Source organism: Bacillus sp. 16GRE42 (assembly GCF_019837435.1).
GTDB lineage: Bacteria > Bacillota > Bacilli > Bacillales > Bacillaceae_G > Bacillus_A > Bacillus_A wiedmannii.
Map to the genome: position 1 here is coordinate 350,851 of NZ_JADAXF010000003.1, position 26,904 is coordinate 377,754.

General features: G+C 34.5%; 30 protein-coding genes and 1 pseudogene. 24 read left to right on the forward strand and 7 right to left on the reverse strand.

The genetic code is table 11. The features are described 5' to 3' along the window. The first annotated feature begins 50 nt into the window (after positions 1-50). The 7 genes from ILS93_RS18280 to ILS93_RS18310 all read left to right on the forward strand — a co-directional run bounded on the left by ILS93_RS18280 (position 51) and on the right by ILS93_RS18310 (position 6,660). On the forward strand, positions 51-668 hold the full coding sequence (locus ILS93_RS18280) for an NUDIX hydrolase N-terminal domain-containing protein (protein ID WP_000216907.1): 618 nt from the start codon (positions 51-53) through the stop codon (positions 666-668). Between the two features lie 104 nt (positions 669-772). Next, positions 773-1,375 (forward strand): undecaprenyl phosphate transporter UptA, encoded by a 603-nt coding sequence (gene uptA / locus ILS93_RS18285; RefSeq protein WP_000881203.1) that lies wholly within the window; start codon positions 773-775, stop codon positions 1,373-1,375. 97 nt (positions 1,376-1,472) lie between these two features. Then, positions 1,473-2,852: a putative polysaccharide biosynthesis protein gene (locus tag ILS93_RS18290; protein WP_002096686.1), complete on the forward strand. Its 1,380-nt coding sequence runs from the start codon at positions 1,473-1,475 to the stop codon at positions 2,850-2,852. A 184-nt stretch (positions 2,853-3,036) separates the two neighbouring features. After that, positions 3,037-3,978 (forward strand): magnesium transporter CorA family protein, encoded by a 942-nt coding sequence (locus ILS93_RS18295; protein WP_000932392.1) that lies wholly within the window; start codon positions 3,037-3,039, stop codon positions 3,976-3,978. A 198-nt stretch (positions 3,979-4,176) separates the two neighbouring features. Continuing rightward, a complete protein-coding gene (locus ILS93_RS18300) occupies positions 4,177-5,073 on the forward strand; it encodes a permease (protein WP_000418724.1) in 897 nt (298 codons plus the stop codon). Positions 5,074-5,076: 3 nt separating this feature from the next. Beyond that, positions 5,077-5,958, forward strand: coding sequence for a TIGR03943 family putative permease subunit (locus ILS93_RS18305; RefSeq protein WP_222661063.1), 882 nt, complete (start codon positions 5,077-5,079; stop codon positions 5,956-5,958). A 195-nt stretch (positions 5,959-6,153) separates the two neighbouring features. Further along, on the forward strand, positions 6,154-6,660 hold the full coding sequence (locus ILS93_RS18310) for an acyl-CoA thioesterase (RefSeq protein WP_000141167.1): 507 nt from the start codon (positions 6,154-6,156) through the stop codon (positions 6,658-6,660). A 126-nt stretch (positions 6,661-6,786) separates the two neighbouring features. Here the strand turns inward: ILS93_RS18310 and ILS93_RS18315 are convergent, their stop codons facing one another. Beyond that, positions 6,787-6,873, reverse strand: coding sequence for a YjcZ family sporulation protein (locus ILS93_RS18315; RefSeq protein WP_000505094.1), 87 nt, complete (start codon positions 6,871-6,873; stop codon positions 6,787-6,789). A 160-nt stretch (positions 6,874-7,033) separates the two neighbouring features. Between ILS93_RS18315 and cls the strand changes: the two genes are divergently transcribed. The 4 genes from cls to ILS93_RS18335 all read left to right on the forward strand — a co-directional run bounded on the left by cls (position 7,034) and on the right by ILS93_RS18335 (position 9,799). Then, positions 7,034-8,218: a cardiolipin synthase gene (cls, locus tag ILS93_RS18320; RefSeq protein WP_142315066.1), complete on the forward strand. Its 1,185-nt coding sequence runs from the start codon at positions 7,034-7,036 to the stop codon at positions 8,216-8,218. A 31-nt stretch (positions 8,219-8,249) separates the two neighbouring features. Further along, positions 8,250-8,708, forward strand: a complete 459-nt coding sequence (locus ILS93_RS18325; protein WP_000340554.1) for a spore coat protein — start codon at positions 8,250-8,252, stop codon at positions 8,706-8,708. Between the two features lie 189 nt (positions 8,709-8,897). Next, positions 8,898-9,077, forward strand: a complete 180-nt coding sequence (locus ILS93_RS18330; protein ID WP_001045960.1) for a hypothetical protein — start codon at positions 8,898-8,900, stop codon at positions 9,075-9,077. Between the two features lie 101 nt (positions 9,078-9,178). Beyond that, complete coding sequence (locus ILS93_RS18335) at positions 9,179-9,799, forward strand: NAD(P)-dependent oxidoreductase (RefSeq protein WP_000861614.1); 621 nt, start codon at positions 9,179-9,181, stop codon at positions 9,797-9,799. A 25-nt stretch (positions 9,800-9,824) separates the two neighbouring features. On the opposite strand, the gene ILS93_RS18340 is transcribed toward ILS93_RS18335, so the two are convergent. From ILS93_RS18340 to ILS93_RS18350, 3 genes are all read right to left on the reverse strand, one after another. Then, positions 9,825-10,307, reverse strand: coding sequence for a DUF456 domain-containing protein (locus tag ILS93_RS18340; RefSeq protein WP_000217333.1), 483 nt, complete (start codon positions 10,305-10,307; stop codon positions 9,825-9,827). A gap of 1 nt (position 10,308) precedes the next feature. Further along, a complete protein-coding gene (locus ILS93_RS18345) occupies positions 10,309-11,616 on the reverse strand; it encodes a hemolysin family protein (RefSeq protein WP_046959212.1) in 1,308 nt (435 codons plus the stop codon). Positions 11,617-11,824: 208 nt separating this feature from the next. Continuing rightward, on the reverse strand, positions 11,825-12,694 hold the full coding sequence (locus ILS93_RS18350) for a hypothetical protein (protein WP_098102948.1): 870 nt from the start codon (positions 12,692-12,694) through the stop codon (positions 11,825-11,827). A 256-nt stretch (positions 12,695-12,950) separates the two neighbouring features. On the opposite strand from ILS93_RS18350, the gene cbpA reads away from it, so the two are divergent. The 4 genes from cbpA to ILS93_RS18370 all read left to right on the forward strand — a co-directional run bounded on the left by cbpA (position 12,951) and on the right by ILS93_RS18370 (position 16,314). Then, positions 12,951-13,598, forward strand: a complete 648-nt coding sequence (cbpA, locus tag ILS93_RS18355; protein ID WP_064474177.1) for a cyclic di-AMP binding protein CbpA — start codon at positions 12,951-12,953, stop codon at positions 13,596-13,598. Between the two features lie 435 nt (positions 13,599-14,033). Then, positions 14,034-15,371 carry a branched-chain amino acid transport system II carrier protein BrnQ4 gene (brnQ4, locus tag ILS93_RS18360; protein ID WP_396021591.1) on the forward strand — a complete coding sequence of 446 codons (1,338 nt, stop codon included), beginning with the start codon at positions 14,034-14,036 and terminating at the stop codon, positions 15,369-15,371. Between the two features lie 67 nt (positions 15,372-15,438). Next, positions 15,439-15,768, forward strand: a complete 330-nt coding sequence (gene csaA, locus ILS93_RS18365; protein WP_064474175.1) for a chaperone CsaA — start codon at positions 15,439-15,441, stop codon at positions 15,766-15,768. Positions 15,769-15,786: 18 nt separating this feature from the next. Then, complete coding sequence (locus ILS93_RS18370) at positions 15,787-16,314, forward strand: DUF1572 domain-containing protein (protein WP_064474174.1); 528 nt, start codon at positions 15,787-15,789, stop codon at positions 16,312-16,314. Here ILS93_RS18370 and ILS93_RS18375 read toward each other — a convergent pair. Then, positions 16,287-16,592 (reverse strand): permease, encoded by a 306-nt coding sequence (locus ILS93_RS18375; RefSeq protein WP_141669099.1) that lies wholly within the window; start codon positions 16,590-16,592, stop codon positions 16,287-16,289. The two genes, ILS93_RS18370 and ILS93_RS18375, sit on opposite strands and share 28 nt — an antisense overlap. A 4-nt stretch (positions 16,593-16,596) precedes the next feature. After that, positions 16,597-16,893, reverse strand: a complete 297-nt coding sequence (locus tag ILS93_RS18380) for a hypothetical protein (RefSeq protein ID WP_064474173.1) — start codon at positions 16,891-16,893, stop codon at positions 16,597-16,599. Positions 16,894-16,982: 89 nt separating this feature from the next. Here ILS93_RS18380 and spoIIP point away from each other — a divergent pair, with 89 nt between their 5' ends. The 5 genes from spoIIP (at position 16,983) to ILS93_RS18405 (ending at position 21,745) form a co-directional block, all read left to right on the forward strand. After that, a complete protein-coding gene (gene spoIIP, locus ILS93_RS18385; RefSeq protein ID WP_098102950.1) occupies positions 16,983-18,137 on the forward strand; it encodes a stage II sporulation protein SpoIIP in 1,155 nt (384 codons plus the stop codon). A gap of 226 nt (positions 18,138-18,363) precedes the next feature. Beyond that, positions 18,364-18,861, forward strand: coding sequence for a GNAT family N-acetyltransferase (locus tag ILS93_RS18390; RefSeq protein ID WP_142315068.1), 498 nt, complete (start codon positions 18,364-18,366; stop codon positions 18,859-18,861). Positions 18,862-18,872: 11 nt separating this feature from the next. Beyond that, positions 18,873-19,613 (forward strand): M15 family metallopeptidase, encoded by a 741-nt coding sequence (locus ILS93_RS18395; protein WP_064474170.1) that lies wholly within the window; start codon positions 18,873-18,875, stop codon positions 19,611-19,613. A gap of 23 nt (positions 19,614-19,636) precedes the next feature. Next, entirely contained in the window at positions 19,637-20,083 is a 447-nt protein-coding gene (locus ILS93_RS18400; RefSeq protein ID WP_098102952.1) for an NUDIX hydrolase, read from the forward strand. A gap of 186 nt (positions 20,084-20,269) precedes the next feature. Continuing rightward, entirely contained in the window at positions 20,270-21,745 is a 1,476-nt protein-coding gene (locus ILS93_RS18405; protein WP_064474168.1) for an amidase family protein, read from the forward strand. Positions 21,746-21,790: 45 nt separating this feature from the next. Here ILS93_RS18405 and ILS93_RS18410 read toward each other — a convergent pair whose 3' ends face one another. Then, the gene (locus tag ILS93_RS18410; protein ID WP_064474167.1) at positions 21,791-23,008 is read right to left on the reverse strand and encodes an MFS transporter; all 1,218 of its coding nucleotides are present in this window, start codon (positions 23,006-23,008) and stop codon (positions 21,791-21,793) included. Between the two features lie 276 nt (positions 23,009-23,284). Between ILS93_RS18410 and ILS93_RS18415 the strand changes: the two genes are divergently transcribed. The 4 genes and pseudogenes from ILS93_RS18415 to ILS93_RS18430 all read left to right on the forward strand — a co-directional run bounded on the left by ILS93_RS18415 (position 23,285) and on the right by ILS93_RS18430 (position 26,815). Continuing rightward, positions 23,285-23,713, forward strand: a complete 429-nt coding sequence (locus tag ILS93_RS18415; RefSeq protein WP_064474166.1) for an NfeD family protein — start codon at positions 23,285-23,287, stop codon at positions 23,711-23,713. A gap of 2 nt (positions 23,714-23,715) precedes the next feature. After that, entirely contained in the window at positions 23,716-24,687 is a 972-nt protein-coding gene (locus ILS93_RS18420) for an SPFH domain-containing protein (protein ID WP_000257391.1), read from the forward strand. A 234-nt stretch (positions 24,688-24,921) separates the two neighbouring features. Next, positions 24,922-25,044: pseudogene (locus tag ILS93_RS18425) on the forward strand (histidine phosphatase family protein); the annotation flags it as partial. 640 nt (positions 25,045-25,684) lie between these two features. Then, positions 25,685-26,815 carry an RNA-guided endonuclease InsQ/TnpB family protein gene (locus ILS93_RS18430; RefSeq protein ID WP_103654984.1) on the forward strand — a complete coding sequence of 377 codons (1,131 nt, stop codon included), beginning with the start codon at positions 25,685-25,687 and terminating at the stop codon, positions 26,813-26,815. The last annotated feature ends 89 nt before the right edge of the window (positions 26,816-26,904 follow it).

Genomic DNA, 26,904 nt, shown 5'->3' on the forward strand with positions numbered 1-26,904 from the left:
AACAAAACTGACTTACTATTCACTTAAAAGAGTATGGGGGATGTGGAAACATGACGGTAAAATGGATTGATTGGGTAAAACAAATACAAGCTATAGCCCAAGCGGGTTTAACGTATTCTAAAGATGTGTATGATATAGAGCGTTTCCAACAATTACGGGATATTTCCATTTCGATGATGTCACATTACACAAAGACAGATTGGGAAATAGTAGAGAAATTATTTGCAAGTGAGACAGGCTATCAAACACCAAAAGTTGATATAAGAGCAGTCGTTTTTCAAAATGAAAAGTTATTATTTGTGAAAGAAAAAAGTGATGGGAAATGGGCATTGCCAGGTGGATGGGCCGATATCGGTTATACGCCAACAGAAGTAGCAGCAAAAGAAGTTTTAGAGGAGACGGGTTATGAAGTAGATGATTTTAAGCTATTCGCTATATTTGATAAAGAAAAACATCAACCATCGCCTTCAGCAACACACGTATATAAAATTTTTATTAGCTGTAAGATTATTGGTGGCGAAAAGAAAACTAGTATTGAAACAGAAGATTTGGAGTTTTTTGGTGAGAATGAATTGCCTAATTTATCGATTGCTAGAAATACAGAAGAGCAAATTAAAGAAATGTTTGCCTACATGAAAGAACCTCAAAAAGAAACTTTAATAGATTAATCATGCTTATGCCGATAAAATTGTTGAAATGAAGATATTGGCAGAATGCGACCTTTATGTAATAATGGGATGGTATGTGAAGAAAAAAGGAGATAGAAAATAAAATGTTAGCAAGCATAATAGATCAGTTATTGCAATTTTTTGCAAGCTTAGGTTACTTTGGAGTAGCGCTAGCTTTAATGATTGAAATTATCCCGAGTGAAATTGTACTTTCGTATGCTGGATTTTTAGTAGCGGATGGTAAAATTAGTTTTGTTGGTGCAGTTATCGCCGGAACTATTGGTGGTACTTTAGCCCAAATCTTTTTATACTGGCTTGGATATTACGGAGGGCGTCCGGTTGTAGAGAAATATGGAAAATATCTACTTATTAATAAACACCATTTAGACATAGCAGAAGGTTGGTTTAAGCGTTACGGGGCAGGAGTAATCTTTTCTGCACGCTTTATCCCAGTAGTACGTCATGCAATCTCTATTCCAGCAGGATTAGCTAAGATGCCATTAAAACTATTTACACTGTATACTGTGGTTGCGATTATTCCATGGTCAATACTATTTATCTACTTAGGTGAAAAGCTTGGTGGAAATTGGAGACACATTAAAGAGTATGCATCTGATTACACACATTACATAATTATAGGAGCTGTTCTCTTTGTTGCTTTATACTTCGGTTTAAAGTATTTAAAAAAGAAAAAAGCAGCGCGTTAAAGTCAATGATTGTTCATTGGCTTTTTTTATTTGTTTCGGTTCTAAAAAAAAGGAGTTGTCCATAATGTGTAATAATAAAGCGTAGCGGAGGAATGTGATGAAAGGGTCACCGTTTATACGTGGAACGATATTTTTAACGATGGCAACGATGATATCTAAAATGTTAGGGTTTATATATGTTATACCGTTTACAGCAATGGTCGGTACGAGTGGGTACGTTTTATACACGTATGCTTATCGCCCATATACGATTATGCTCAGCATTGCGACGATGGGACTACCACTTGCCGTTTCAAAAATGGTATCAAAATATGATCAACTGAATGATTATCATACAGTTAAGAGAGTACTTAAGAGTGGTATCTTTTTTATGTTAATAATGGGAGTCATCTCATGTTTAGCGCTATATATATTAGCTCCACATTTAGCTAAACTTGTAATCGATGGAAATGATCAAACGGGGAATAGTATAACAGCGGTTACTAATAATATTCAAATTGTAAGTTTTGCGTTAATACTTGTACCAGTAATGAGTTTATTAAGGGGCTTCTTTCAAGGGTTTCAATCGATGGGGCCTTCTGCTTTAAGTGTAGTTGTTGAGCAATTTTTTCGGGTCTTAACCATATTAATAGGAAGCTTTGTCGTTTTATATATTTTAAAAGCTTCTATCTCGCTAGCGGTTGGTATTTCAACGTTCGGTGCTTTTATGGGAGCGATAGGTGGATTAACAGTTTTAAGTGCGTATTACATAAGGAGGAGAAAGCACTTAAAGAAAAAAGAGATGGCAAGTATACCGCAAACAACGAAATCTTTCTTCTCGCTGTATAAGGAGCTCTTTACATATTCAATACCGTTTGTTGTGGTTGGTTTAGCAATTCCGTTGTATCAGACGATTGATACATTTACAATTAATAAACTACTTATACAAATAGGGTATATGCAAGGAGAAGCGGAGAAGATTAATGCAATAATTGGTCTTGTCCAGATGGTTGTACTTATCCCGGTTTCCGTTGCGACTGCTTTTAGTATGTCTCTCGTACCTGAGATGACAAAAGCCTATACAGCAGGGAATGTGAAGTTACTGTACAAACATTTTACGAGGACGAATGTATTAGTAGTAGCAATTACGGTACCAGCGGCAATTGGAATGATGTTGTTAGCAAAACCAGTATATACTCTTTTATTTGGTGCCGGAAATGATCCGGAGATGGGGAGAGTTATTTTACAGTATTATGCTCCTGCCTGTATACTATTTTCGCTTTTTACAGTTACAGCTGCGATGTTACAAGGAATTAATCAACAACAGAAAACAGTGCTAGGATTAGTAATTGGTATTATTGTGAAGATAGTTTTAAATATCGTATTGCTTCCTTATTTCGATTATGTAAGTTTTATTATTTCAACATACGCTGGTTATACGATTTCAGTTGGCTTTAACTTGTGGATGCTTTCTAAATATGTTATAAAGGCAACATAAGCTTTTTAAGGCAGAGAGCACTCTGTCTTTTTCTTTGTTTAGAATATTTTTCTTATAAAAACGTTTTCAAAATAATTTTTCTATTGAAATTTAAACGTATGTTTCATATGCTGAGAATGGCGGTTCAAAAACTGTTATGTAAGAGAGGTAGATTCCTACATGTAAAAAGAATCGGGGTGATAGTATGTTAAATATTTATTTAACAGACCGAAACGGAAAACTACAAGAGGTTGAGGAAATGCAAAAGGGTTGCTGGATTAATGTACTTCATCCAACGGAAGAAGAAATTCAATATCTAGTACAAACTTTAAATGTAGACTTAGATTTCATTAAAGACCCTTTAGATGATGAAGAACGCTCTCGTATTGAAAAGGAAGACAATAATACTTTAATAATCGTGGATATCCCAACAGTTAGACATGATGAAGAAGGAAATTCGATTTATGACACGATTCCAATAGGTATGATTGTAATGCCAGATTGCTTTGTGACAATTTGTTTAGAAGAAAACCCAATTTTTGAACGTTTTATTAATCAACGTATTAAAGAATTTTATACGTTTAAAAAGACACGCTTTGCACTTCAGCTCTTATATACGATTTCTACTTATTATTTAAGATACTTAAAGCAAATTAACAGAAAAACAATCGATTTAGAGCACCAATTAAATAAGTCGATGAAAAATAAAGAGATTTTCACATTGCTAGGCCTTGAAAAAAGTTTAGTTTACTTTACAACATCATTAAAGGCGAATAAAATTGTAATTCAAAAATTAATGCGTAACAGTACATTTTTAAAAATGTATGAAGACGATCAAGATTTATTAGAAGATGTATTAATTGAAAATAAACAGGCTATTGAAATGGCGGAAATATATAGTCACATTTTAAGTGGAATGATGAATACTTTTAGCTCTGTTATATCAAATAATTTAAATAGTGTTATGAAACTGTTAACGTCTATTACAATCATTTTATCGTTACCAACGATGGTTTCTAGTTTCTTTGGAATGAACGTAAAGGTTCCATTTGAAGGGGAAGCACATGGTTTTGTAATTGTACTCATAATATGTGTAACACTATCTTTCACATTAGCATTTGTTTTTTGGAAGAAACGTTACTTTTAACGAGAAGAAAGCTGCTCTAGCATAGTTGTGTAACTGCGCTAGAGCAGCTTTTTTACTATGAAATCCAAAGTTTTGAATAGAATATAACTTATAAAATGTAATGTATATGAAAGGGGTGAATTCCGTATAAGTCTTGTCCAATTCATAAAATGGGGTTAAAATTACATATTGTTAATGAAAAGTTGGAGGAAATACATCATGGAATTGTTTCAATTACCGAAAGCATTCCTGCAAATGAATACAATTTTTATCTCCATATTGATCGAAGCACTTCCTTTTGTGCTCATTGGTGTATTTATTTCAGGATTCATTCAAATGTTTGTAACAGAAGATATGGTAGCAAAATGGATGCCGAAAAATCGATTTCTGTCTGTTTTAATGGCTACTTTTTTAGGGATGATGTTTCCGGGCTGTGAATGTGGAATCGTTCCGATTGTTAGGCGATTAATCGGAAAAGGGGTTCCGCCATATGCCGGGATTGCATTTATGTTAACTGGACCAATCATTAATCCAGTCGTATTATTTGCAACATACGTTGCCTTTGGCAGTAGTATGCACATGGTATGGTATCGTTCTATTGTAGCGATTATCGTAGCAATAATCGTTGGAATTATATTATCATTTATGTTTAAAGAACATCAATTACGAGATGATCACTTCCCAGAAGTGAATCATAAGCGTCCATTACGTAAAAAAATGTGGGATGTATGTACGCATGCTGTTGAGGAATTTTTCTCGATGGGAAAATATTTAGTATTAGGTGCGTTAATTGCAGCGGCAGTTCAAACGTTCGTACAAACTTCAACACTTCTTGCTATAGGACAAGGGCCGTTCTCTTCACCAGCTGTTATGATGGGACTAGCTTACATTTTATCACTTTGTTCAGAAGCGGATGCATTTATTGCTTCGTCATTCCAAAGTACATTTTCAACAGCGTCACTTGTCGCGTTCCTCGTATATGGACCGATGGTGGATATTAAAAATATGTTTATGATGCTTGCGACATTTAAAACGAAATTTGTAATTGTCGTTACAGTTACAGTTACACTTGTTGTTTATGCAAGCTCACTACTCATTTATGCGATGGGGTGGTAGGTTATGTTTCGAGCATATATATTATTAGGTTTTACAATCTTAATTGCGCAGCTTCATATTTCAGGTAATATTACGAAGTATATCAATATGAAGTATGCCTATTTATCAAAAACAGCAGCTATTATTTTAGGATTTTTAACGATTGTTCAAATTATTATCGTTTTCCAGAAAGAACATCAAAAAGAAAAAGAAAAAGAAAAAGAACAGCACAATTGTGGTTGCGATCATAGCCATTGTGGGCATGATCATTCAAAAAATGAGAATACATGGTGGAAAAAAGCATTTTCGTACACATTGTTTTGTTTTCCGATAGTCTCAGGATTGTTTTTCCCGATTGCAACGTTAGATTCAGATATCGTTAAGGCGAAAGGATTTCATTTTCCTGTTGCGCAAGCAGAAAGTACAGATCCATTTATGACAAGGCAATTTCTAAAACCTGATACGAGCATTTATTACGGGAAAGAAGGATACCGTGGTGTAATGGAAAAGGGGAAAAAAGAGTTTGTTACGAAAGATAGTATTACTTTAAAAGATGAAGATTTTCTAAAAGGGATGGAAACAATTTATAATTATCCTGGCGAGTTTACTGGGAAAAAATTATCTTTTAAAGGGTTTGTTTTCAAAGATGACTCTTCTCAAAAAGAACAATATTTCTTATTCCGTTTCGGGATTATACATTGTGTAGCGGATTCTGGTGTATATGGTATGTTAGTAAAAAAACCAGAAGGTGTAGAATGGAAAAACGATGATTGGATTCAAGTTGAAGGAGAAATATCAACGGAATTTTATCAGCCGTTCCATGCAAATATCCCTGTATTAGAAGTAACGAAATGGAATAAGGTTGAACCGCCAAAAGAGCAATATGTATTTAGAGGAGCCGATTGATAACATCGGTTCTTTTTTGTGGACTAAGAGTTCTGAATGTTGTTAATATTAAATGTGTAGTGATAGTAAGCTCATACCGTTCTAGTGTTAATGGGAAATAGAACTCTTACCGAACTTCTTTGCTCCAGCTGAATTTTGTGGTGGGAGTCTTAATGTCTGCAAATAGCGGGTTAAATAATCAAAGAGGTGATAACAATGACTGAAGTGAAAGGGAAAACAGCGAATGAGTCTAGAGTGTTTAAAACGAGCCGAGTATTTCCAACAGATTTAAACGATCATAATACGCTATTTGGTGGGAAGATATTAGCCGAGATGGATATGGTTGCTTCTATTTCAGCAACGAGGCACGCAAGAAAAGAATGTGTCACAGCATCTATGGATTGGGTAGATTTCTTACATCCTGTTCGCTCTTCAGATTGTGTTAGTTATGAATCCTTTGTAATTTGGACGGGTAGAACTTCGATGGAAGTATTTGTGAAGGTAGTAGCAGAAGATTTAATTTCAGGTGAGAAGCGTATAGCAGCAACGTCATTTGTTACTTTTGTTGCGCTTAGTAAGGAAAATAATCCAGTTCCAGTGCCGCGAGTAATCCCTGAAACAGAAGAAGAGAAAGAATTACATCGCATTGCTGTGTTACGTGCAGAACAACGCCATATACGTAAGGCGGAGAGTAAGAAAGTAGCTACATTATTAACTTTTTGAGTTGAATATGTAGTCGTTAAAGGCACAATAACAAACGGAAATGTTTTTCATATGAAAAGCGGACACCTAAAAATAGGTGTCCGCTTTTATAGTTTTTTCATCCACATATCATATGACGATAACTACTTAGCAGAAGCAAGCAGCACCGACGATGATTAAGAGGATAAATAATACGACTAATAGCGCGAATCCATTACCATGTGCGAAGCCCATTGTTATTTCCTCCTTTTATTTTAAGATACAACATACAATATGCAAATAAGCTATCGTTTGATATGGACATATATCATGTAATGACATATTTTCTTGAATGATATTGTATTAAAAAAGGGAAGATATAGAAATAACAGTAAGTGGAGGAAGGAAAATATCCATGAAACACTTTTTCGTTGTAATCCTTTGTTTAATAGGTGTATTCATATGGATGAACATCGATGTGGAAATGGGGAAAAAAATGGCTAGTGAATATGAATTAGGACAAGTTCGATTAGGTGAATTTCAACTTTATACGAACGGTGAAGAGTTATATAAGAAATTATTTGAGGATATACGTAATGCAGAAAAGTACATATATGTCCATTTTTACATTGTAGGTAAAGATGAAATAAGCCAAGAGTTTTTGCAGTTGCTTGAGAAAAAGGCATCGAGTGGAGTAGAAGTAAAATTGTCAGTTGATCGAATAGGTGGATATAAGCTGAAGAAAAAGGTAATTCGTCAACTAAAAAACAATGGTGTCCAGTTTACGTTTAGTAAAAAACCTAAATTGAAACATTTATTCTATTCGTTGCATCAACGAAACCATAGACGCATTGTTACGATTGACGGAAAAGTATCATATATCGGCGGCTTTAACATTGGAAAGGAGTACCTTGGACAAGATCCGAAATTTGGCCCGTGGCGTGATTATCATGTAAGAGTCAATGGGAATGGTGCTACGGATATGGAAAGAAAATTTGCTGCTGACTGGAAAGAAGATACGGGAGAAAAAATGCCTGTACATGAAAGTTTACCTGAGATAGGGAATGTAAAATATCAATATTTATTTTCAGATGGAAAAGGGTTATGGCAAAAATATGGAGCGCTTTTAAAGCAAGCTAAAAAGTCTTTAATTATTGCTACGCCATATTTTGTACCAAGTAAAGAAATGATGAAAGAATTAAAAGGTGTATTAAACCGAGGTGTCAATGTGAAAATTCTCGTACCATTTAAAAGCGACGCAGTATTGTTAAAACAAGCCGCCTATCCGTATTTGAGAGAGATGAACCATGCTGGAGCGGAGATCTATCAATATCGGAATGGTTTTTTTCACGGGAAAGTAACAATCATTGATGGAGAAATTGTTGATATAGGTACAGCGAATTTTGATAATAGAAGTTTTTATTTAAATTGTGAATCAAACTGTATCGTATATGATACAAGAGTTGTTGCTGACGTATGGAGCCGATTAAAAGAAGACTTTCATAAATCAAAAAGATTTTCAGAAGAAGACTTTGAGAAAATTAGTAAGTGGAATTGGTTTTTAGCAAGAATAGCAAATGTTATAGCATCATATTTATAACATATAGACAAAAGAGAAGGGAGGCATTTTCATGGATTGTATGAAAGAATTAATGAGGTATAGTTATATGCTTATTTATAAGGTTGGGGAGTATACAGGAAAGGTAAGAGACGAAGAATTAAAGGAGCTATTACAGCATCATTTACCATATATGTTGCAAGCGTATAATGAACAAGTGAATTTTCAAGAAGGAGAGAATGTACAGCATATAACTTGTGAACCAATTTCATCTCATTTTCATGAAATGGAAAAGGAGACTGATAGTAAATATACAGGGGATGTCCATATTGCAACTTGTTATATTTCGCATTTAAAACGGTTAGCACTAAAGTTCGCTCAAGTAGCAGTTGAAGTTGCGAATCCAGAATTCCGCTCGTTTTTAGAAAATTGCTTCCTGAAAATGAATCGTTATGCCTATAGTGTATGGCAATATGTTGTGAAGAAAGAGTATAAGATTAAACATGTATATGAAAATGAGGAGTTTGCATAAGAAACTAAGGCGGAAAGATAGGCGCCTTAGTTTTTTTACTTTTCATGGAGAAAAAAAGAATAGGTGTCTGTATTTATTATCAGAAAATTTACAAATATTTACCGTTTATTTACTATTTTTCAATCTTTCCTTTAAAAATAGAGAGTAATATGGGGGTTGTACATATTCTATCTAAAGGAGGAAACGCAAATGAACAAATGGGTTAAATCATTAACTGCTATGGCACTTGCAAGTTCTTTATTAATGGTAGGTTGTAGTAAAGGTGAGGACAAGAAGAAAGAAGACGATACAACAACACAACAAGAGGACAAAAAGGATAAAGAAACAAGTGGAACTGAGAAATCTACAGATTCTAAAGAAAAGAAATAAAATAATAATAGAGCTTCCTCTTATATATGAGGAAGCTTTTTTGTTGAAAATTGATTAAAATTATTGAAAAATAGAGAAAGAATGAAAAAGGGGGAAAACAAATGAAAGTATGTATATTGGGAGCAACTGGTCGAGTAGGTTCAAACATAATAAAATTAGCATTAAAGGATGCAGCTGAAGTGACTGCATTAGCGCGTGATTTAAATAGAATAGAAATAAATCATGAAAGGTTACGAGTTATAGAAGGTAATGTATGGAATGAAAATGATATAAAGAAAGTGATAGAAGGAAGCGATATAGTAATTAGTGCACTTGGAACGGATCAAAATGGGACATTGGCGAAGAGTATGCCACATATTATAAAGAAAATGGAAGAAGTAGGGGTTCATAAGATCATTACAATAGGAACAGCTGGTATTTTACAAGCAAGAACAAATCTAAATTTATATCGTTTTCAATCAGCTGAGTCAAAAAGGAAAATGACAACAGCAGCAGAAGATCATTTAGCTGCATATAAGATACTTAGTAGTAGTAATTTATGTTGGACGGTCGTTTGTCCGACGCATTTAATAGACGGTGATGTGACAGGAGTGTATCGAACTGAAAAAGATGTATTACCAGAAGGGGGAGCGAAAATAACAGTTGGTGATACAGCGCAATTCACGTGGAATCTATGTAGTGAAAACAAATATGAGAATAGTCGAGTAGGTATTTCATATTAAAAAAACCATCCCGAAATTGGGATGGTTAAAAGATGATATAACATACAAATATGAGAATCATAATGATTTGGAGAATAGCTTTCGCTACTGTACTGCTTAAAAAACCAACTACAGTAGCAACTCCTACTAGAAAGGCGTCTTTTGGCGCTTTTTTATGCATGAGTTCTGTAATAAATACCGATAAGAACGGTATGATAATTAAACCGAATGGTGGGAAGAAGAAAGATCCGACAATGATAGAAATCATACCGACACGCTCTCCCCATTTAGAACTCCCGTATTTCTTTAAGAAATATCCATTTGCAATAAAATCAGCAATGAAAATAAATAGTGTGAAAATGACTTGAATAATCCAAAAGGAAGTTGTTAGTTCTCCGCCATTTATACCAAAATGGTAAATTAAATATCCAGCCCAGACAGCAAGGATGCCTGGAATGATAGGATAAATAAAGGCGAGAAATGAAACAATGAAACAGGCAATGATACAGATTGTTAATAATACTGTCACTTTATAACTCCTTCTTCGTGTCTAATTTATGTACCGCAATTTTTTTCACTTGATGTCCATCAAGTTCTAGAGCTTTAAATTGAAAACCGGCAAATTCAATGGAATAACCAGCTTCAATATTTAAATCAACTGCTTGAGAGAGGAGCCAGCCTCCGATTGTATCTAAATCGCTATCATCAATATGCAGGCCAAACATATCATTTACTTCAGAAATGAGCACCTTCCCATCTAAAACAGTAAGCTTCGGCGTACGTTTTTCAATCATAGGTGATTCATCCGCATCAAACTCATCTTGAATTTCTCCAATAATTTCTTCAAGAATATCTTCCATTGTTAAAAGTCCAGCAGTACCACCATATTCATCCATAACGATTGCCATCTGAACGCGATTCTTTTGTAGATGTACTAATGTTTTGCGAATTGGAACAGTTTCAAATACAGTTAGTACTGGATGTATGTAAGATTCAAGTGGTTTATGAATGCCTTTCGTTTGATCGTGAAAGACTTCTTTCGTATTGATCATACCGATAATATCATCTTTATCTTTTTCGATGATCGGATAGCGTGTATACTTTTCAGTTGCGACGATATCCATATTCTCTTCTAACGTATTTTCAGTAGATAAGCAAATCATTTCTGTACGAGGGACCATAATTTCTTTCGCGACCCGGTCGTCAAATTCAAAAATATTATTTACATATTTATATTCGGTTTGGTTTATTTCTCCGCTTTTGAAACTTTCACCTAAAATGAGTCGTAGTTCCTCTTCAGAATGGGCAAGTTCATTTTCTTTCGCAGGCTCTAAACCGAGTAGTTTTGTGAAAAAGATTGCCGTACTATTAAGTAGCCAAATGAATGGATACATAATTTTATCAAATAAAATAAGTGGTCGTGCAAATTTAAGTGTTATTGCTTCTGCTTTTTGAATGGCGAAAGACTTTGGAACTAGTTCACCTAATACAACATGGAAAAATGTAATAACACTAAAAGCTATAATAAAGGATAAAGTATTCGCCATTGTTCCAGTAATATTAATCTTTTCAAAGAGCGGTCGTAGTAAATGTTCCACAGTCGGTTCACCGAGCCAACCGAGGCCTAAAGAAGTAATCGTAATCCCGAGCTGACAAGCTGATAAATAAACATCTAAATTAGATAGGACACTTCTTGCAGCTAAAGCTTGTTTATTGCCTTCGTTTGCAAGTTGGTCAATTCGACTTTTTCGTACTTTTACAACAGCGAATTCTGATGCAACGAAAAAGCCGGAAATAAGGATGAGTACAAAGATGAGAAAAATATTTAATATGTCCAAGTGTGTTCCCTATTCCGTAGTTTGGAATAAAGATGTCACCTCCTGCGTTTATGTTATACTTTTATAATAAATCCAAACGAAAAGAATAGTCAAAGAAAAAGGGTAAATATTGGTATGTTTCTGCAATTGTTTTTGAATTTGCTGTTATTTTGTCCGCTATACAAAAGGAATAACCCCCTACTTTCAGATTATAGAGGGTTATTTCAAATTAAGGTTTTGGAATACTTCTCGTTAAAGCGTATGATTGTTGTTTAACGTGATTTGTCGTCCATAGTGTTTGAAGGAAAGAGAGTATGCAATATGGGATATACAAAAGTAATAAGCTAATTGTAACAATAACAGGTGCATTTCCGCCGGATTGAACGATAAATTGCAATAGTCCGCTTGCATGAAAAACGCATTCCATAATAACGAATGAAAGAATAATGGAACCTAGAATAGATTTGTGATTCGAAGTAAGCGCTAAAAACAATGTATCTACAAGGAAAGAAGATTGTTTTATTTCATATTCATTTGTGTTACTTAAGAAAGGAACCCACTTTTTAATTGCTTGCATAACGATAATCATGGAAGTACTACAAACGATGATAAAAGATGAGTAGTAAGGAAGCTTTATCAATTTTGTGATGTATAGGAGTAGTAATAAGACTGAGCATTGTAATAATACAGTACAAAAAGAGTAAGGTATCCATTTTAATAAAGAAGTGAACTTCTTAACCGATTGAGGTGCTTTAAAAAATAAATGGCCGATCCCTAAGCTGATAAAGAATCCGATTGCAAGAGTAAAGGTAAAACGAACAGCCGATAAAAAATATATTTCCCATATGTAAGGGAATAACGGTGTTGAATGATTAGAAGTATGAACCATTTGATTTGCTGAGAAAAAGATAGATTCGTGCATCCAATCAATCTTTGGAATTGTCATAGAAGAAAGTTGTGCGAAGTTATGAAAAATGCTTATAAAGCCAGTTATGTATGAGTATTTATGTGTAATGAATAATGCAGGAATAGGACTAATGATAAATATAATGAGAACACCAACTATAAATTTACATATATGTGAGCGCAATAAAGACATGTAATCACCTACTCTTATAATATTCAGAAAATTCTTATTCTTATTTTAGCTTTTTTTGGCGTAAGTTACAATATATTTTCTTAAAGAAGTTTAGAGAGAATGTTTCGTATTGTAGGGGATAAAAGTGAATGAAACGTGAATAAATTATGACAAGAAAATGAATAATTTTCAGAAAAGTGAAATAAATTATTTATTTTTTTCTGAAAATATAATATAGTTATGGCACAGAAAGTATTTTAACATAAGGAGGCTGTTTATGAGGATTAAAGGGAATTATGTGCCGAAAAGGGAAGTTTTATTTTGCTCAAGTTCAATTACGATAGGGGAAGCACTGGAGCATTTAAATAAAACTGGGTATCGTTGTGTACCAGTTTTAGATGAAAAAAAAGAGAAATATTTAGGAAATGTATACAAAGTAGATATTTTAGAATATAAAGGTTCGCTGGAAGAGAGTGTAGTACAATTATTAAACGATAAAGAAGGTTATGTTAGAGAAGATTCTTCGTTCTTTAAAGTATTTTTTACAATAAAAAAATTACCTTATTTATCAGTAGTTGATGAAAATGGAGTCTTTCTTGGAATTTTAACGCATAAAAAGGTTTTCGAGTTATTAGAAGATGCTTGGGGCGTTCATTCTAGTAAATATTCTGTCATGATTGGGACACAAGATTATAATGGAGCCATTCAAAAATTATCGACAGTATTAAAAAAATATACAGGTATCCAAAGTTTAATGACTTTTGATAATGATGCCTTATTAGTTCGTAGAATTATGTTTACATTAGGAGAAGAATTTAACGACGGTGAATTAGATACGTTATTGAAAGATTTAGAAGACCATGGATTTAGAGTTGTGTATGTGGAAGAGATGAAAAATCCACGTGAAGTTGAAACAATAGAATAACATACAAAAGCCATCTAATAATGTTGGATGGCTTTTGCTATGTTCGTGTATAAAATTATTTGGAAATAACGATAGGATAAAAGTTGAGATTGTAACAATATTTGTGTGAAAGAATGAAAAATGTAGATAATTTTGATTTTCAAAAAAATCAATTTGAAAATATGTTTTTATTTTTCAACTAAATATGTTACTATATGTGTGATAAAAACAAAGAGGTCTGACAACTATACTCCACGCAATACCACTCTAATGAGTTAAAAATTCAAAAAAATCAAAAATTAATAGTTAGAGTAAGAATAAGGGGAATGGAGAAATTATGGAGAAAGACACTGCTTTGTAAGGGGCATATTTTATCATCTTGAGCAGAGAGGAGGATGCATAGCATATTGTGAAAATAAAGATAAACAATGAAAAAGTGCTATGCAAATGAAAAGTATGAAGGGACGTTTAAGGCCAGGTGATACGATAGCAATTGGTTTAATGTTATTTGCACTATTTTTAGGAGCAGGAAATTTAATTTTTCCGCCAGTTTTAGGGCAACAAGCTGGAGAGAATGTTTGGATTGCTACAATTGGATTCCTAGTGACGGGAGTCGGATTACCCCTATTAGCTGTAACAGCTGTCGCGTTTGTAGAGGGGGACTTGAAAGCGCTATCTTCTAGAGTTCACCCTATATTTGCGTTTATTTTCCCATTGATTAGTTATTTAGCGATTGGACCATTTTTCGCGATTCCGCGTACGGGAGCCGTTTCATTTGAAATGGGTATGAAGCCGTTTTTATCAGAGGCAATGGTTTCAGAGTGGTATATGCTGTTTCTATTCACAATAGTTTTCTTCGGAATAACGTGGTATTTATCATTAAATCCATCTAAATTAGTGGATTGGTTCGGAAAATTCCTTACACCATTGTTAGTATTGATTGTTGCTGTTATTGTCGGAAAGGCAATTATTGATCCAATTGGAGAACCAGCTGCGCCGCTAGCGGCATATCAAGAAAATGCTTTCTTTGGTGGATTTATACAAGGATATTTAACGATGGATGCAATTAGTGCGCTTGTATTTGGAATTGTCGTTGTACAAGTTATCCGCTCTAAAGGGATACAAGAGAGTAGTGAAGTTGCAAAAATAACAGTAGTATCAGGTATTATTGCTGTACTTGGTTTAACGTTAATCTATTTATCACTTGCTTATCTTGGTTCAACAAGTACATCACTTGGTGTTTCCGAGAATGGTGGACTTATTTTAACGAATGTTGTAAATGAGTTATATGGAACAAGTGGTAAAATTTTATTAGGACTTGTTATTATACTTGCTTGTTTAACAACTTCTGTTGGATTAACATCAGCTTGTGCTGGCTTCTTTACAAACATATTCCCAAAACTTTCGCATAAAATGATTGTTACGATGGTATGTGTGTTTAGTTTAATTGTATCTAACCTAGGTTTAACACAATTAATTGCAGTCACTTTACCAGTGTTAATGATCATTTATCCAGTTGCAATCGTATTAATCGTACTTTCTTACTTCCATAAATGGATAGGGAAGCGTAATACCATTTATATTGGAGCTATTTTAGGTGCATTGTTAATTAGTTTCTTTAACGGTTTAGAAAGTGCGAACATTCAAATTGACGCGATTTCTAACGTATTACAAATGCTACCATTATATAAAGAAGGAATAGGATGGTTAATCCCATCATGTATTGGCGGGATTCTCGGTTTCTTCTTCTATAAATCAAATGAATCAAGTGAATTACAAAAGAAAGGTGCTTAGGCGCCTTTCTTTTTTTAAAAGGGAATTTTTGTGTTTTGTCTAAGTAATAATTGGGAGGAATGATAAAATGGCTAATTTTGAAGATTTTTTAGCTTTGGATTTACGAATTGGAACTGTAACACATGCAGAGGAATTTAAAGAAGCGAGAGTTCCGGCAATTAAACTTGAAATTGATTTTGGAGAGCTTGGAATTAAGCAGTCAAGTGCTCAAATTACGAAGAGATATAATCCAGAAGATTTAATTGGTCAGCAAATCGTTGCGATTGTAAACTTTCCACCGAAGCGCGTGGCTGGATTTAAATCAGAAGTACTTGTTTTAGGCGGAGTACCTGAAGCTGGTGATGTCGTATTACTTCAGCCTAATATGGAATTACCAAATGGAACAAAAATTAGTTAGTGTAAAGGCGGGGGTAACATGGATATTCGACGAGAATATTTACAATGTGCCATATCGAATTTTGAAGCAACAAAGAAACAAGGGGAACGGGTGCTTTCTCAATTATCATATGAACAGATCGAATGGTCTTCTCATGAAGCAACAAATAGTATATCGGTTATTATAAAGCATCTGCAAGGTAATATGCGTTCTAGATGGACGGATTTTTTAACATCTGATGGTGAAAAAATAGATCGTAACCGAGATGCTGAATTTGAAGGTGGTTATCATTCTAAGGAAGAGGTTCTAGCAGCATGGAATGGCGGATGGGAATATGTTTTGAAAACGATGCATGTGCTAACGCCAGAAGATTTATTACAGACGGTATATATTCGTGGTGAAGCACATACGGTCATGCAAGCAATTGAAAGACAAATTTCTCATTATGCTTTGCATATAGGACAAATTATTTACATTGGTAAAATGTTAAAAGAAAACGAGTGGGAATGTTTAAGTATTCCTAGAGGACAGTCTGCACGTTATGTAGAGAAAAAACGTTCAACATAATAATAGGAAAGAAAACGATATAAAATGGGAAATAAGAAAACCACCCAAATAATAGATGGTTCTGTAATCATAAGCATGCTGCCAAAAATAAGTCCATATATAATAAGAAAGAAATTAAAAAGCGTATTTACGGGGATAAATCGTGAGATGAATACTTGCTGTCGTTTAAAGCAATCACTGTGAAATAAATAAAAGCGGAAGTACGATGTGGCAGTAATAAGATCTTTCTTTCGCGCAATTCTTTTTTTGCATGTATGACAGATGAATGGTGGTTGCATTTCATTACGCTCCATTTTTTATTTTCGTAATAATGTAAGACAAGATTAAGTGCAAGGAGTATATTCCTATATACGCTCCTGATATAAGAAAAAATGGGTTTAGTAAAATTCCATGAATGCTTGTCATAAAAACTAAATCTTGTATTAAAACGTCATATATATTAATAGAAATAATTGTACCGAGTACATAAAGTGCTACATAAGCTGAAATATGTAACGCAACACGGATTGTAGGATGCTTAGTAAGCCAATAAAAAATAAATGATAGTACAATGGGTAATGTTCCTATTAGTAGCTTCAATTCATTTCACCTCATTAACAATATAGCCGGAATTTAGACGGTCTATTCTCTAGAGCTTGTACATAACTTGAAATAGAGAGGGTGATAGTATGAATCGAGGCTTTTTTTATGTGAAGTTCACAAGTGTACGTAAGTTAGTTTTATTTATTATTACTACAGTACTAGCGACTTTTTTTCTTATTAGTATGATGGTAACCTCTATGAAAGAGACAAAGTCAACGTATTTATATAATTGGTTAAATGAGTTATCGATGAATGGTTACATGTACGTTCTTGGGAAAGAGAATCATTATTTTACACAGGAGTATCGAAATTTAAATCAAGATTTTTCAATTTCTTCGTTTCTCTTTTCTATGGCTACGAATATTCGTTTTAACGATGTACGCAGTTTTGTCGGCAAAGAGTTACCTGGTTTTGGAAAGTACGATACAGAAATTGTTATTGCGGGTGAAGGGACAAATTATTCTAACTTACCGATAGAGTCGAGCGTTCCGCTTGAAGAAGTGGTAAAAGAACGGACTGGTGAAGGTGGACAGGCTCAAAAACCGGATACAAACAAAGAGAAAAAGCAACCGGCTCAAACGACAGGAAAAAGACAAGTTGCGCTTATTTATCATTCGCATAGTTGGGAATCTTATTTGCCGTTACTAAATTTAGCAAACGATCCAAATCCGAATAAAGCAACAAGTTCCGTTACGAATATTTCAATAGTCGGCGATCGATTTCGTGAACAATTAGAAAGTGAAGGGATAGGAGCTACTAATGACAAGACTGATGTCGGCCAAAAGTTGATTAGTAAAGGGTTAAATAGTAATAGTTCTTACAAAGTGTCACGGGAAATTGTACAAGAAGCAATGACAGGCAATAAAGAACTGCAGTACTTCTTTGACTTGCATCGTGATAGTGCTCGGAAAAATGTCACGACAAAAGCAATTGGAGATAAATCATATGCAAAGCTTGCTTTCGTAATAGGGAAAGGCAATAAAAATTATGAAAAGAACTTAAAATTAGCAACAGCTCTTCATGAGGAAATTAATAAGAAATATCCAGGAATGAGTCGTGGTGTCATTCAAAAAGGATTCCAAACAGGAAATGGTGTCTACAATCAAGACTTATCAGGGCAAGCGATATTAATTGAAGTTGGTGGCGTAGATAATACAGAGGAAGAACTAAATCGATCAATTGATGTACTTGCTAAAGCGTTTGGTGAATATTTCTGGCAGGCAGAAAAGGTGAATGGATAAAATGAAACATAAATTAGTGGGAGAGTCTGAAAAAACGTGAGTGTAAATCTTGCGTTTTTTCTTTGTAATGATGAGGTGTCACAGAATAGACAAAATTTGCCGTTGTTATGGTAATATCGAAATTTGTCAAATAATACTGGGAGATTTACAAAGGGATTTTCGGAAAATTAGAGAAAATCTTTTTACAAGGAAAACTTTTTATTATAAAACTGGTAGGGTGATAGAAGTGATTAGGGAGATCAAAATAGAAGATGCAGCACCATTTTTGCAATTAAGTAAGCAACTAGATGAAGAAACGAAATTTATGTTATATGAACCAGGAGAAAGAAAATTTACAGTCGAGCAACAAGAACAAATGATTCATCGCTTTATAGAAAATGAATATGCAACAATATTCGTAGCAGTTGAAGAAGAACGTGTAGTAGGGTTTATTTTAGTGAATGGAAATCATATTCAAAGAAAGAGACATGTAGCAAGTATTGTAATTGGTATTTTGCAAGAGTATAGCGGGCGAGGTATTGGGACGAGATTGTTTAAAGATGCTGAGAAGTGGGCAAGATTACATGATGTATGGCGTTTAGAATTAACGGTAATGGCCCACAATACAAGAGCTCAGGCACTATATAAAAAAGCTGGATTTGAGAAAGAAGGTGTCAAAAGAGCTGCTCTTATTATCGATGGAGAGAACATCGATGAGTATGAAATGGCCAAATTATTAAAATAAGAGGTCGTTATATGAAAAAAAGATGGACACTACTTGGTATCGTAGCGATGATACTCATTGTTGGAGTAGCAGGAATCAATTATAAAATGTATAAGGATAAGCAGGCTCGAGAGGTAAATGTGAATAACATATTTCCGAAAGCGAAAGAAACGATTGCGAATATGGATGGTGATATTGCGGTAATTAGTAATCCGAATTCGATGCTTGTACTTGTGAATAAAAGTAGACGCTTACCAGATGGATATAGACCGCCAGATTTAGTTATTCCGAAAGTGCGCTATTCTAGTGAAGGTGATCAAGAAAAGAAAAAAATGAGAAAAGAGGCAGCGAGTGCGTTAGAGGAAATGTTTCAGCAAGCTGATCAGGAGCGCATTTTCTTGTTTGCAGTCTCTGGATTTAGATCTTTTGATCGACAAAAAGCATTAAATACGATGTATAAAAAGCAAGATGGAGAAGCAAAAACAGCGATGTCTAGCGCGGTTCCTGGTACGAGTGAACATCAAACAGGGCTTGCTATGGATATTACATCTCAAGCTGCTAAGTTTCAGTTAGAGACAATTTTTGGTGAAACGAAAGAAGGGCAGTGGCTGTCTGAAAATGCCCATAAATTTGGCTTTGTAATTCGATATTCAAAAGAGAAAGAATCGCTTACGGGCTATCGATATGAACCATGGCACGTAAGGTATGTGGGGAACCCACAAGCTACATATTTATATGAAAATCAACTGACACTTGAAGAAGTAACGCAGTGAACAATTGAGGGGAGAGAAGGATTATGACGGTGCTATATAAGAAAAAAGTACACGCATATGTGACAAGAGAAAAAGAAGGAGTAATGCAACTGCTTGTTTTTAAACATCGTGATATACCTGAAGCTGGTATACAAGTACCAGGGGGAACAGTTGACGAAGGGGAAACGTTAGAAGCAGCAATTTTACGTGAAGTACAAGAAGAGTCTGGATTACGTCATTTATGCATAGAAAGATTCCTAGCCGATTACATCATACTTGTGAAAGAGAAAAAGGAATATCAAAAGCGGCATTTTTTCCACGTAACGTTACTAACAGATGTAAAAAATGATTGGGAACATATTGTAAGTGCCGGTGAGGAAGATCAAGGATTAGCATTTTGCTACGAATGGATTAATATTGCAAAATGCCCTGCATTAGCTGGGAAACAAGGTGAGTTTTTACATTTGTTAGATGAGGTATATGTAAAGTAATAAAAGAGTCTGAAGCGGAAATCCAATCGTTTCAGACTCTTTTTATTTTTCAGGAAATAAAAGGTTTTTACATTGGTAAGTTGAATTCTTTGAAAGGGATTGTAGTTGTATATGCGAGGAGCGGAGAAAATGAAAAAGTAATAGATACACGTTATCAATAAAAGCTTTTAAAGAAGGAGAATGAAGATGGAGATTCAGTTCAATGCACGATTACAAAAAGAATTAACAATTCATGATATACAAGTAGCGATGAAAGCTGGGCAATTAACTTCAAAAGAATTAGTTATGTATTATCTTCATAGAATCGCGAAATATGATCAAGAAGGACCAAAAATCAATTCTATTTTAGAAATCAATCCAGACGCTATCTTTATTGCAGAAGCGTTAGATTATGAAAGAAAGACAAAAGGTGGACGGGGACCATTACATGGTATACCTGTTTTACTTAAGGACAATATTGAAACGAATGACTCTATGCATACCAGTGCAGGTACGATTGCCTTGGAACAAAATATTAGTAGTGAAGATGCATTTCTTGTTACGAAACTACGAGAAGCAGGAGCAGTGATAATAGGAAAAACAAATATGACAGAATTAGCAAATGGAATGTCTTTTGACATGTGGGCTGGATATAGTGCAAGAGGTGGACAAACAATAAACCCTTACGGTACAGGTGAGGATGATATGTTTGTTGGAGGCTCAAGTACAGGATCTGCGATAGCAGTTGCTGCTAATTTTACAGTAGTATCTGTTGGAACGGAAACAGATGGTTCTATATTGAGTCCAGCTGTTCAAAACTCTGTAGTCGGTATTAAACCGACTGTTGGTCTAATTAGTCGTAGGGGAATTATTCCGCTTACTTATTCACAGGATACAGCGGGACCATTTGCTAGAACGGTAACAGATGCTTCTATTTTGCTAGGGAGTTTAACTGGGGTAGATGAGAAGGATGTAGCTACTCATAAAAGTGAAGGTATGGCAGAGCAGGATTATACAAAATATCTTGATGTTAATGGCTTACATGGCGCAAAGATTGGTGTATTTAGCAATGCACCTAAAGGTTATTATGAAACTGGTGAGTATGATGAAAAATTGTTTAAGGAAACGATTGAAGTGTTGCGTAGTGGGGGTGCGACAGTAGTAGAGGATATTAATATTCCGTCTTTTCATAGAGAATGGAGCTGGGGTGTATCGCTCTATGAATTAAAGCATAGTTTAGATAACTATCTTTCAAAATTACCTTCTACTATTCCAGTGCATTCTATTTCAGAGTTAATGGAGTTTAATGAAAATATAGCAGAAAGAGCTTTGAAATATGGACAAACTAAGTTGGAGAGAAGAAAAGATGTTCCTAATACGTTAAGAAATCCAGAATATTTAAATGCAAGATTAGAAGATATATATTTTTCTCAAGAACAAGGCATTGATTTTGCACTGGAAAAATATAATCTGGATGCGATTCTGTTCCCTTCTTATATAGGCTCCACTATATGTGCGAAAGCAGGTTATCCGTCTATAGCAATACCTGCGGGATATATGGATAATGGGAGACCGTTTGGAATTACTCTTGCAAGCAATGCTTTTTCTGAGGGGACCTTGATTAAACTAGCATACGCTTTTGAACAAGCGACAAAGCATCGGAAAATCCCTAACTTATCATGAATAAAATAAATAGGACAGGAATTCCTGTCCTATTTATTTTGTTCATTAAAGTGAAATATCTTTTTTCTCTGTTTTATCATATTTTAATAAGTTAAATGATAAACAAGCAGAGCACAATATAAGGAAAGAAGCGAGAATATAAATAGTACGAACACCGAACAGGTCGGTAATAATTCCAACGCTAAGCATAGAAAGACCAGAAGCTGTCGAGAGGATTGCACCATGAGCTGTATACATTTTTGATAATAAAGTAGGGGCTACACTAGATTGTAGTACTGTCGTTTGAGAAATATCTCTAATTTGATAACATGGCCCCATTAGAACGCATAGAAAAAGCGCAATAAACCCGCTACTTGTCATACCATATAAAAATGTAAGAATACTAAACATAAGAGAGCCTATCGCCATGGAGCGTATTAAATTGTTTTGAATGTATGTACTCATTTTCCATGCTAATATCCCGCCAATTAACGTCCCTACATAATAACTTGTATTAATATATCCCCACCATTCTTCTCCTTTATGAAGAACAGTCGTTACATAAGCCATTGTAATAGCACCGATCCAGATTGTCCCTGCGAAAGTTTCAATTAAGTCCATACATGTAACGATACGGAGAGACGGGTTTTGAAATAAGAGTCTCCAACCTTCCAATAAAGCAGCGCCTTTTGAAGAAGAAGGCTCTATTACTCGTTCAGTATGTATGGAACGTAATGAAAGGTGTAGTGCAACACACCCAAAAATCATCAAAATGTTATTCATCATGAGTGTAGAAGTAGCATCGATAAGAAGAACTATAACACTTGTAAATGAATAAGCAGCGGCTTGCGCAATTTGTGTGGAAAAGGAAAAAATACTATTTACTTTTACTAATTGTTCTTTTCGTGTAAGGCGAGGAAGGATACCGTATAATAACGGTGCGCTCCAGCCGCTACATAAAGAAATGAAAAAAATGAAAATGAATAGTGTTACAACGTTTGAGGAAAGGGCCGGGAATAATATCATTAATAAAAATAATAGAACAGTTTTTGTCCATTGTAGTGTGAAAAGTAATGAATAAGATGAAAAACGATTCATTATAAGTGGTGCAGATGTATTTGCTATAAGATTAGTTATGACTTGTGCTAATGGAAAAAGAGCGGTTAATGTAGCTGATTTCGTTGTGATATACATATGAGTTGTAATAATCATGATGTATACGATGTCAGCGAGAGTAATGCATATTTTAGAGCCTAAATAGTAAGTTAATGAACGACTTTGCAACAAGCACACCACTTTCCTAAAAAATAATATTTTAGTAGTTAAAATAATTATAAATTGAAAATTAAATTTTCGAAAGAATTTCATTTTTTTGTCGCTTTTTGAAAGGGATTTTCATATATAATGAAGAATATATTAATATAGTATTTTATTGATGCTTTTTATAACAGTGAATATGTACAATAGCTTGTAGTAAATGCCCCGGTATAAGAAAGGGCGGATAAACCATTCTTTTCTTCATATACATATAGAAAATGAGAAAGAAAGTGAGGGTTGCATATGGCTGCTTGGGTAATTTGGTTTGTAATAGCTGGTATTTTATTTATTGCGGAAATGTTGTCGATTACGTTTTACATGCTTTGGCTTGGAATTGGAGCTGTTGTCGGAGGTCTAATTGCCTTGTTTGCTCCTGAAGCACTACTGTTACAAGTTGTTGCTGGTGCGATTGTAAGTTTAACATTGACTTTCTTTACGAAAAGAATTTCAAAAAACTTTCGAGAAGCAAAAGGTTTTACTGATACAGTAGATATGCTTGTCGGTAAAAAAGGCATTGTTATGCAAGCGATTACAAAAGAAGCGAATGGTATTGTGAAGGTGGATGGAGATATTTGGACAGCTATTGCAGATGATCCAATTGATGCTGGAGAAAAAGTTATTGTTATAAAGAGGCATAGTACTATATTACAAGTAAAGAAGGAGAGTGAATAAATATGGCAGTAGCATTAACATTAACGATTATTTTCGCACTAATTGTTGTTACATTTATTGCATTAACAATTAAAATTATTCCACAGCAAAAAGTTGGAGTTGTTGAAAGATTTGGTAAGTTTCAGCGTATTATGGAGCCGGGATTAAATTTATTAATACCAATTGTAGACCGTGTTCGTGTATATCATGACTTACGTATTCAACAAACGAATGTACCACCACAGAAGGTAATTACGAAAGATAATGTACAAGTAGAAATTGATACAATCATTTTCTATCAAATTGTGGAACCAGAACTTGCGACATATGGTATTTCGAATTATGAATATGGTGTTCGTAATATTACTTCTGCAACGATGCGTCAAATCATTGGTAAAATGGAACTGGATGAAACGTTATCTGGTCGTGAAAAAATTTCAACAGAAATTCGCTTAGCACTTGATGAAGCAACAGAAAAATGGGGCGTTCGCATTGAGCGTGTTGAAGTTGTTGATATTAATCCGCCAAAAGATGTGCAAGCATCGATGGAAAAACAAATGAAAGCAGAACGTAATAAACGTGCGATCATTTTAGAAGCTGAAGCTGCAAAACAAGATAAAGTCCTTCGTGCTGAAGGTGAAAAGCAAAGTAAAATCTTAATGGCTGAAGGGGATAAAGAAGCACGTATTCGAGAAGCTGAAGGTATAAAGGAAGCAAAAGAACTAGAAGCGCAAGGGGAAGCAAGAGCGATTGAGGAAATTGCAAAAGCAGAACAAAATCGAATTGAATTACTTCGTGCAGCAGATTTAGATGAACGCGTACTTGCCTATAAATCATTTGAATCATTGATTGAGGTTGCAAAAGGTCCAGCAAATAAAGTCTTTATTCCGTCTAATGCAATTGAAACACTTGGTACTCTCGGGGCAATTGGAGAAATCTTTAAAGAAAAACAAGCGAAGAAATTGCCTTCTTCCGATACACCAAAAGAACAATAAGAGTGAAAAAGAGAAATGGGATGCCATTTCTCTTTTTATTTTTGAGTAGGATAAAAAATATTAGTCCTTTGCCATTATGGATAGGGCTTTTTTGTTTGTCACTTTTCAAAGAATTATAAGTTTAGAGTGTTTGGAATTGTTAAGTGGAATAACACGTTTACTAGACGGTTAAAAAACTGTCAAAGTAATATATTTTTGTTAAAGAAAATTTAAAATATGATATAATGGGATTTTGTGGATATTAAACAAGGGAGTGGGAAACAAGTGCAAATATTATTAATACGTCACGGTGAATCCGAAGCAGATATTTTACATGTACATGAAGGACGAGCTGACTTTGAATTAACAGAAAAGGGTAACTAACTGTTACGATTTATTTAACCAATTATAACGAAAGTTAATTAAATATATCAGTAAGCCCTGCTAGTCAAGTGATTGGCTAGTAGTGAGGGTTAACTGCGGGCAATCCCTAAAGCTGATTGAACTACAACGTGGCTAGAAATAGCGAGCGTGAATGTCGCGAAAGCAGAAAAAATCAATCAGATCGTGCAAGGTTAAATCCTAAACACTAGAACAATGGGTCTTCCGCCTCGAATCATCTAAGTCAAAATGGATAAGATGAACGTTCAACGACTATCTCGTATAACTGACGAGAGTACATCACAAGCCTATGGTGATGGAAAAATCCTCTATCTTTAAGTAGATAAACATATAGTCTGCGCTCATGTGAAAACATGAGAAGTTCATAAGAGAACTGGCTAAGGAATTGCGCCCTTAGTTGAACAAGATAAATTTTATTGAATCTATCAAACTTTATTGAAAACACCGAACATACGCGCTATGTTAGGTTCAATGAGGTGAGAATAATAATGAAATTTTCACGAGTTAGTCAAGTATCAGAATTAACAGGTTTGCATCCGAGTAGTCTAAGGAGAATGCTGGTGGAACACGCTACTATTCAGAAGAACAAATCTTTCATTAAAGGAGTTAAATTCTGATGATATTGGCGAAGAAAGTCAGACTAATTCCAACGCCTGAACAAGAAAAAGTGCTTAGAAACCATGCTGGTGCTGCAAGATTCGCTTATAACTATTGTAAAAGAATGAGTGATAGATATTATAAGCTATTTGGAAAATCTGTTTCACAGTTAGCTTTACAGAAACGATTTACAAGGATCAAGAAGCGAAAGAGATATGAGTGGTTAAAAGACATCAATGCACAAGTTCCTAAACAGGCTTCAAAAGATTTTGATACGGCGAGAAAAAATTCGTTCAAAAAGTACAAAAATGGTTCTCACACTTCTTATAAATCTAAAAAAGATTTAATCCAAGGATTTTATGCCAATTATGAAAGACTGGTTATAGGAAAGAAAGTAGTTCATATTCAGTCTATTGGAAAAGTGAAAACAAGCCAACAACTACCAAGAAACAAAAAACCATCCAATCCAAGAGTTACCTTTGATGGTCGTCACTGGTGGATTAGTGTAGGATTCCAAGAAGACTTTGAATTACAAGAACTAACCGATGAGTCGATTGGTGTGGATGTTGGTTTAAAAGAGCTGTGTGTAGCTTCTAATGGTACGAAAGAACGAAATATAAATAAAGATGCTAAGGTTAAAAAACTTTTGAAAAGGAAAAAGTTAGCACAAAGAGATATGTCTAGGAGATTTAAAAAAGGTGTAAAAATTCAATCTGCCGGATATGAAAAAGCGAAAGCTGAGCACCTGCGGTTATCTAGGAAAATTACGAATATCCGAAATAACCATATCCATCAAGCAACAGCAAAATTGGTGAAAACCAAACCAATGAGGATTGTTGTGGAAGACTTACCTATCTCAAACCTGTTAAAAAACAAAAAACTATCGAAAGCATTTTCATTTCAAAAATTAAACTTCTTCTTTCAATGTTTGTCATACAAGTGCGAGAAGTATGGCATTGAGTATGTAAAAGCTGATAAATGGTTCGCCTCAAGCAAGATTTGTTCATGTTGCGGAGTAAAATACGACCATTCAGTTCAACCAGAAGGACAGTGGAGTTTAAAAATACGTGAGTGGTGTTGTGTTGGGTGCAATAGCCACCACGATAGAGATTTAAATGCTTCGATAAATTTATCAAGATGGGTAAAATAAATGCTTGATAATAGGAGGTAACGATACTGCCTCGTGTGGAGTGTTATACCCCTCGTCTCTTCGGGGTTGCGAGAACACGATGAAGCACT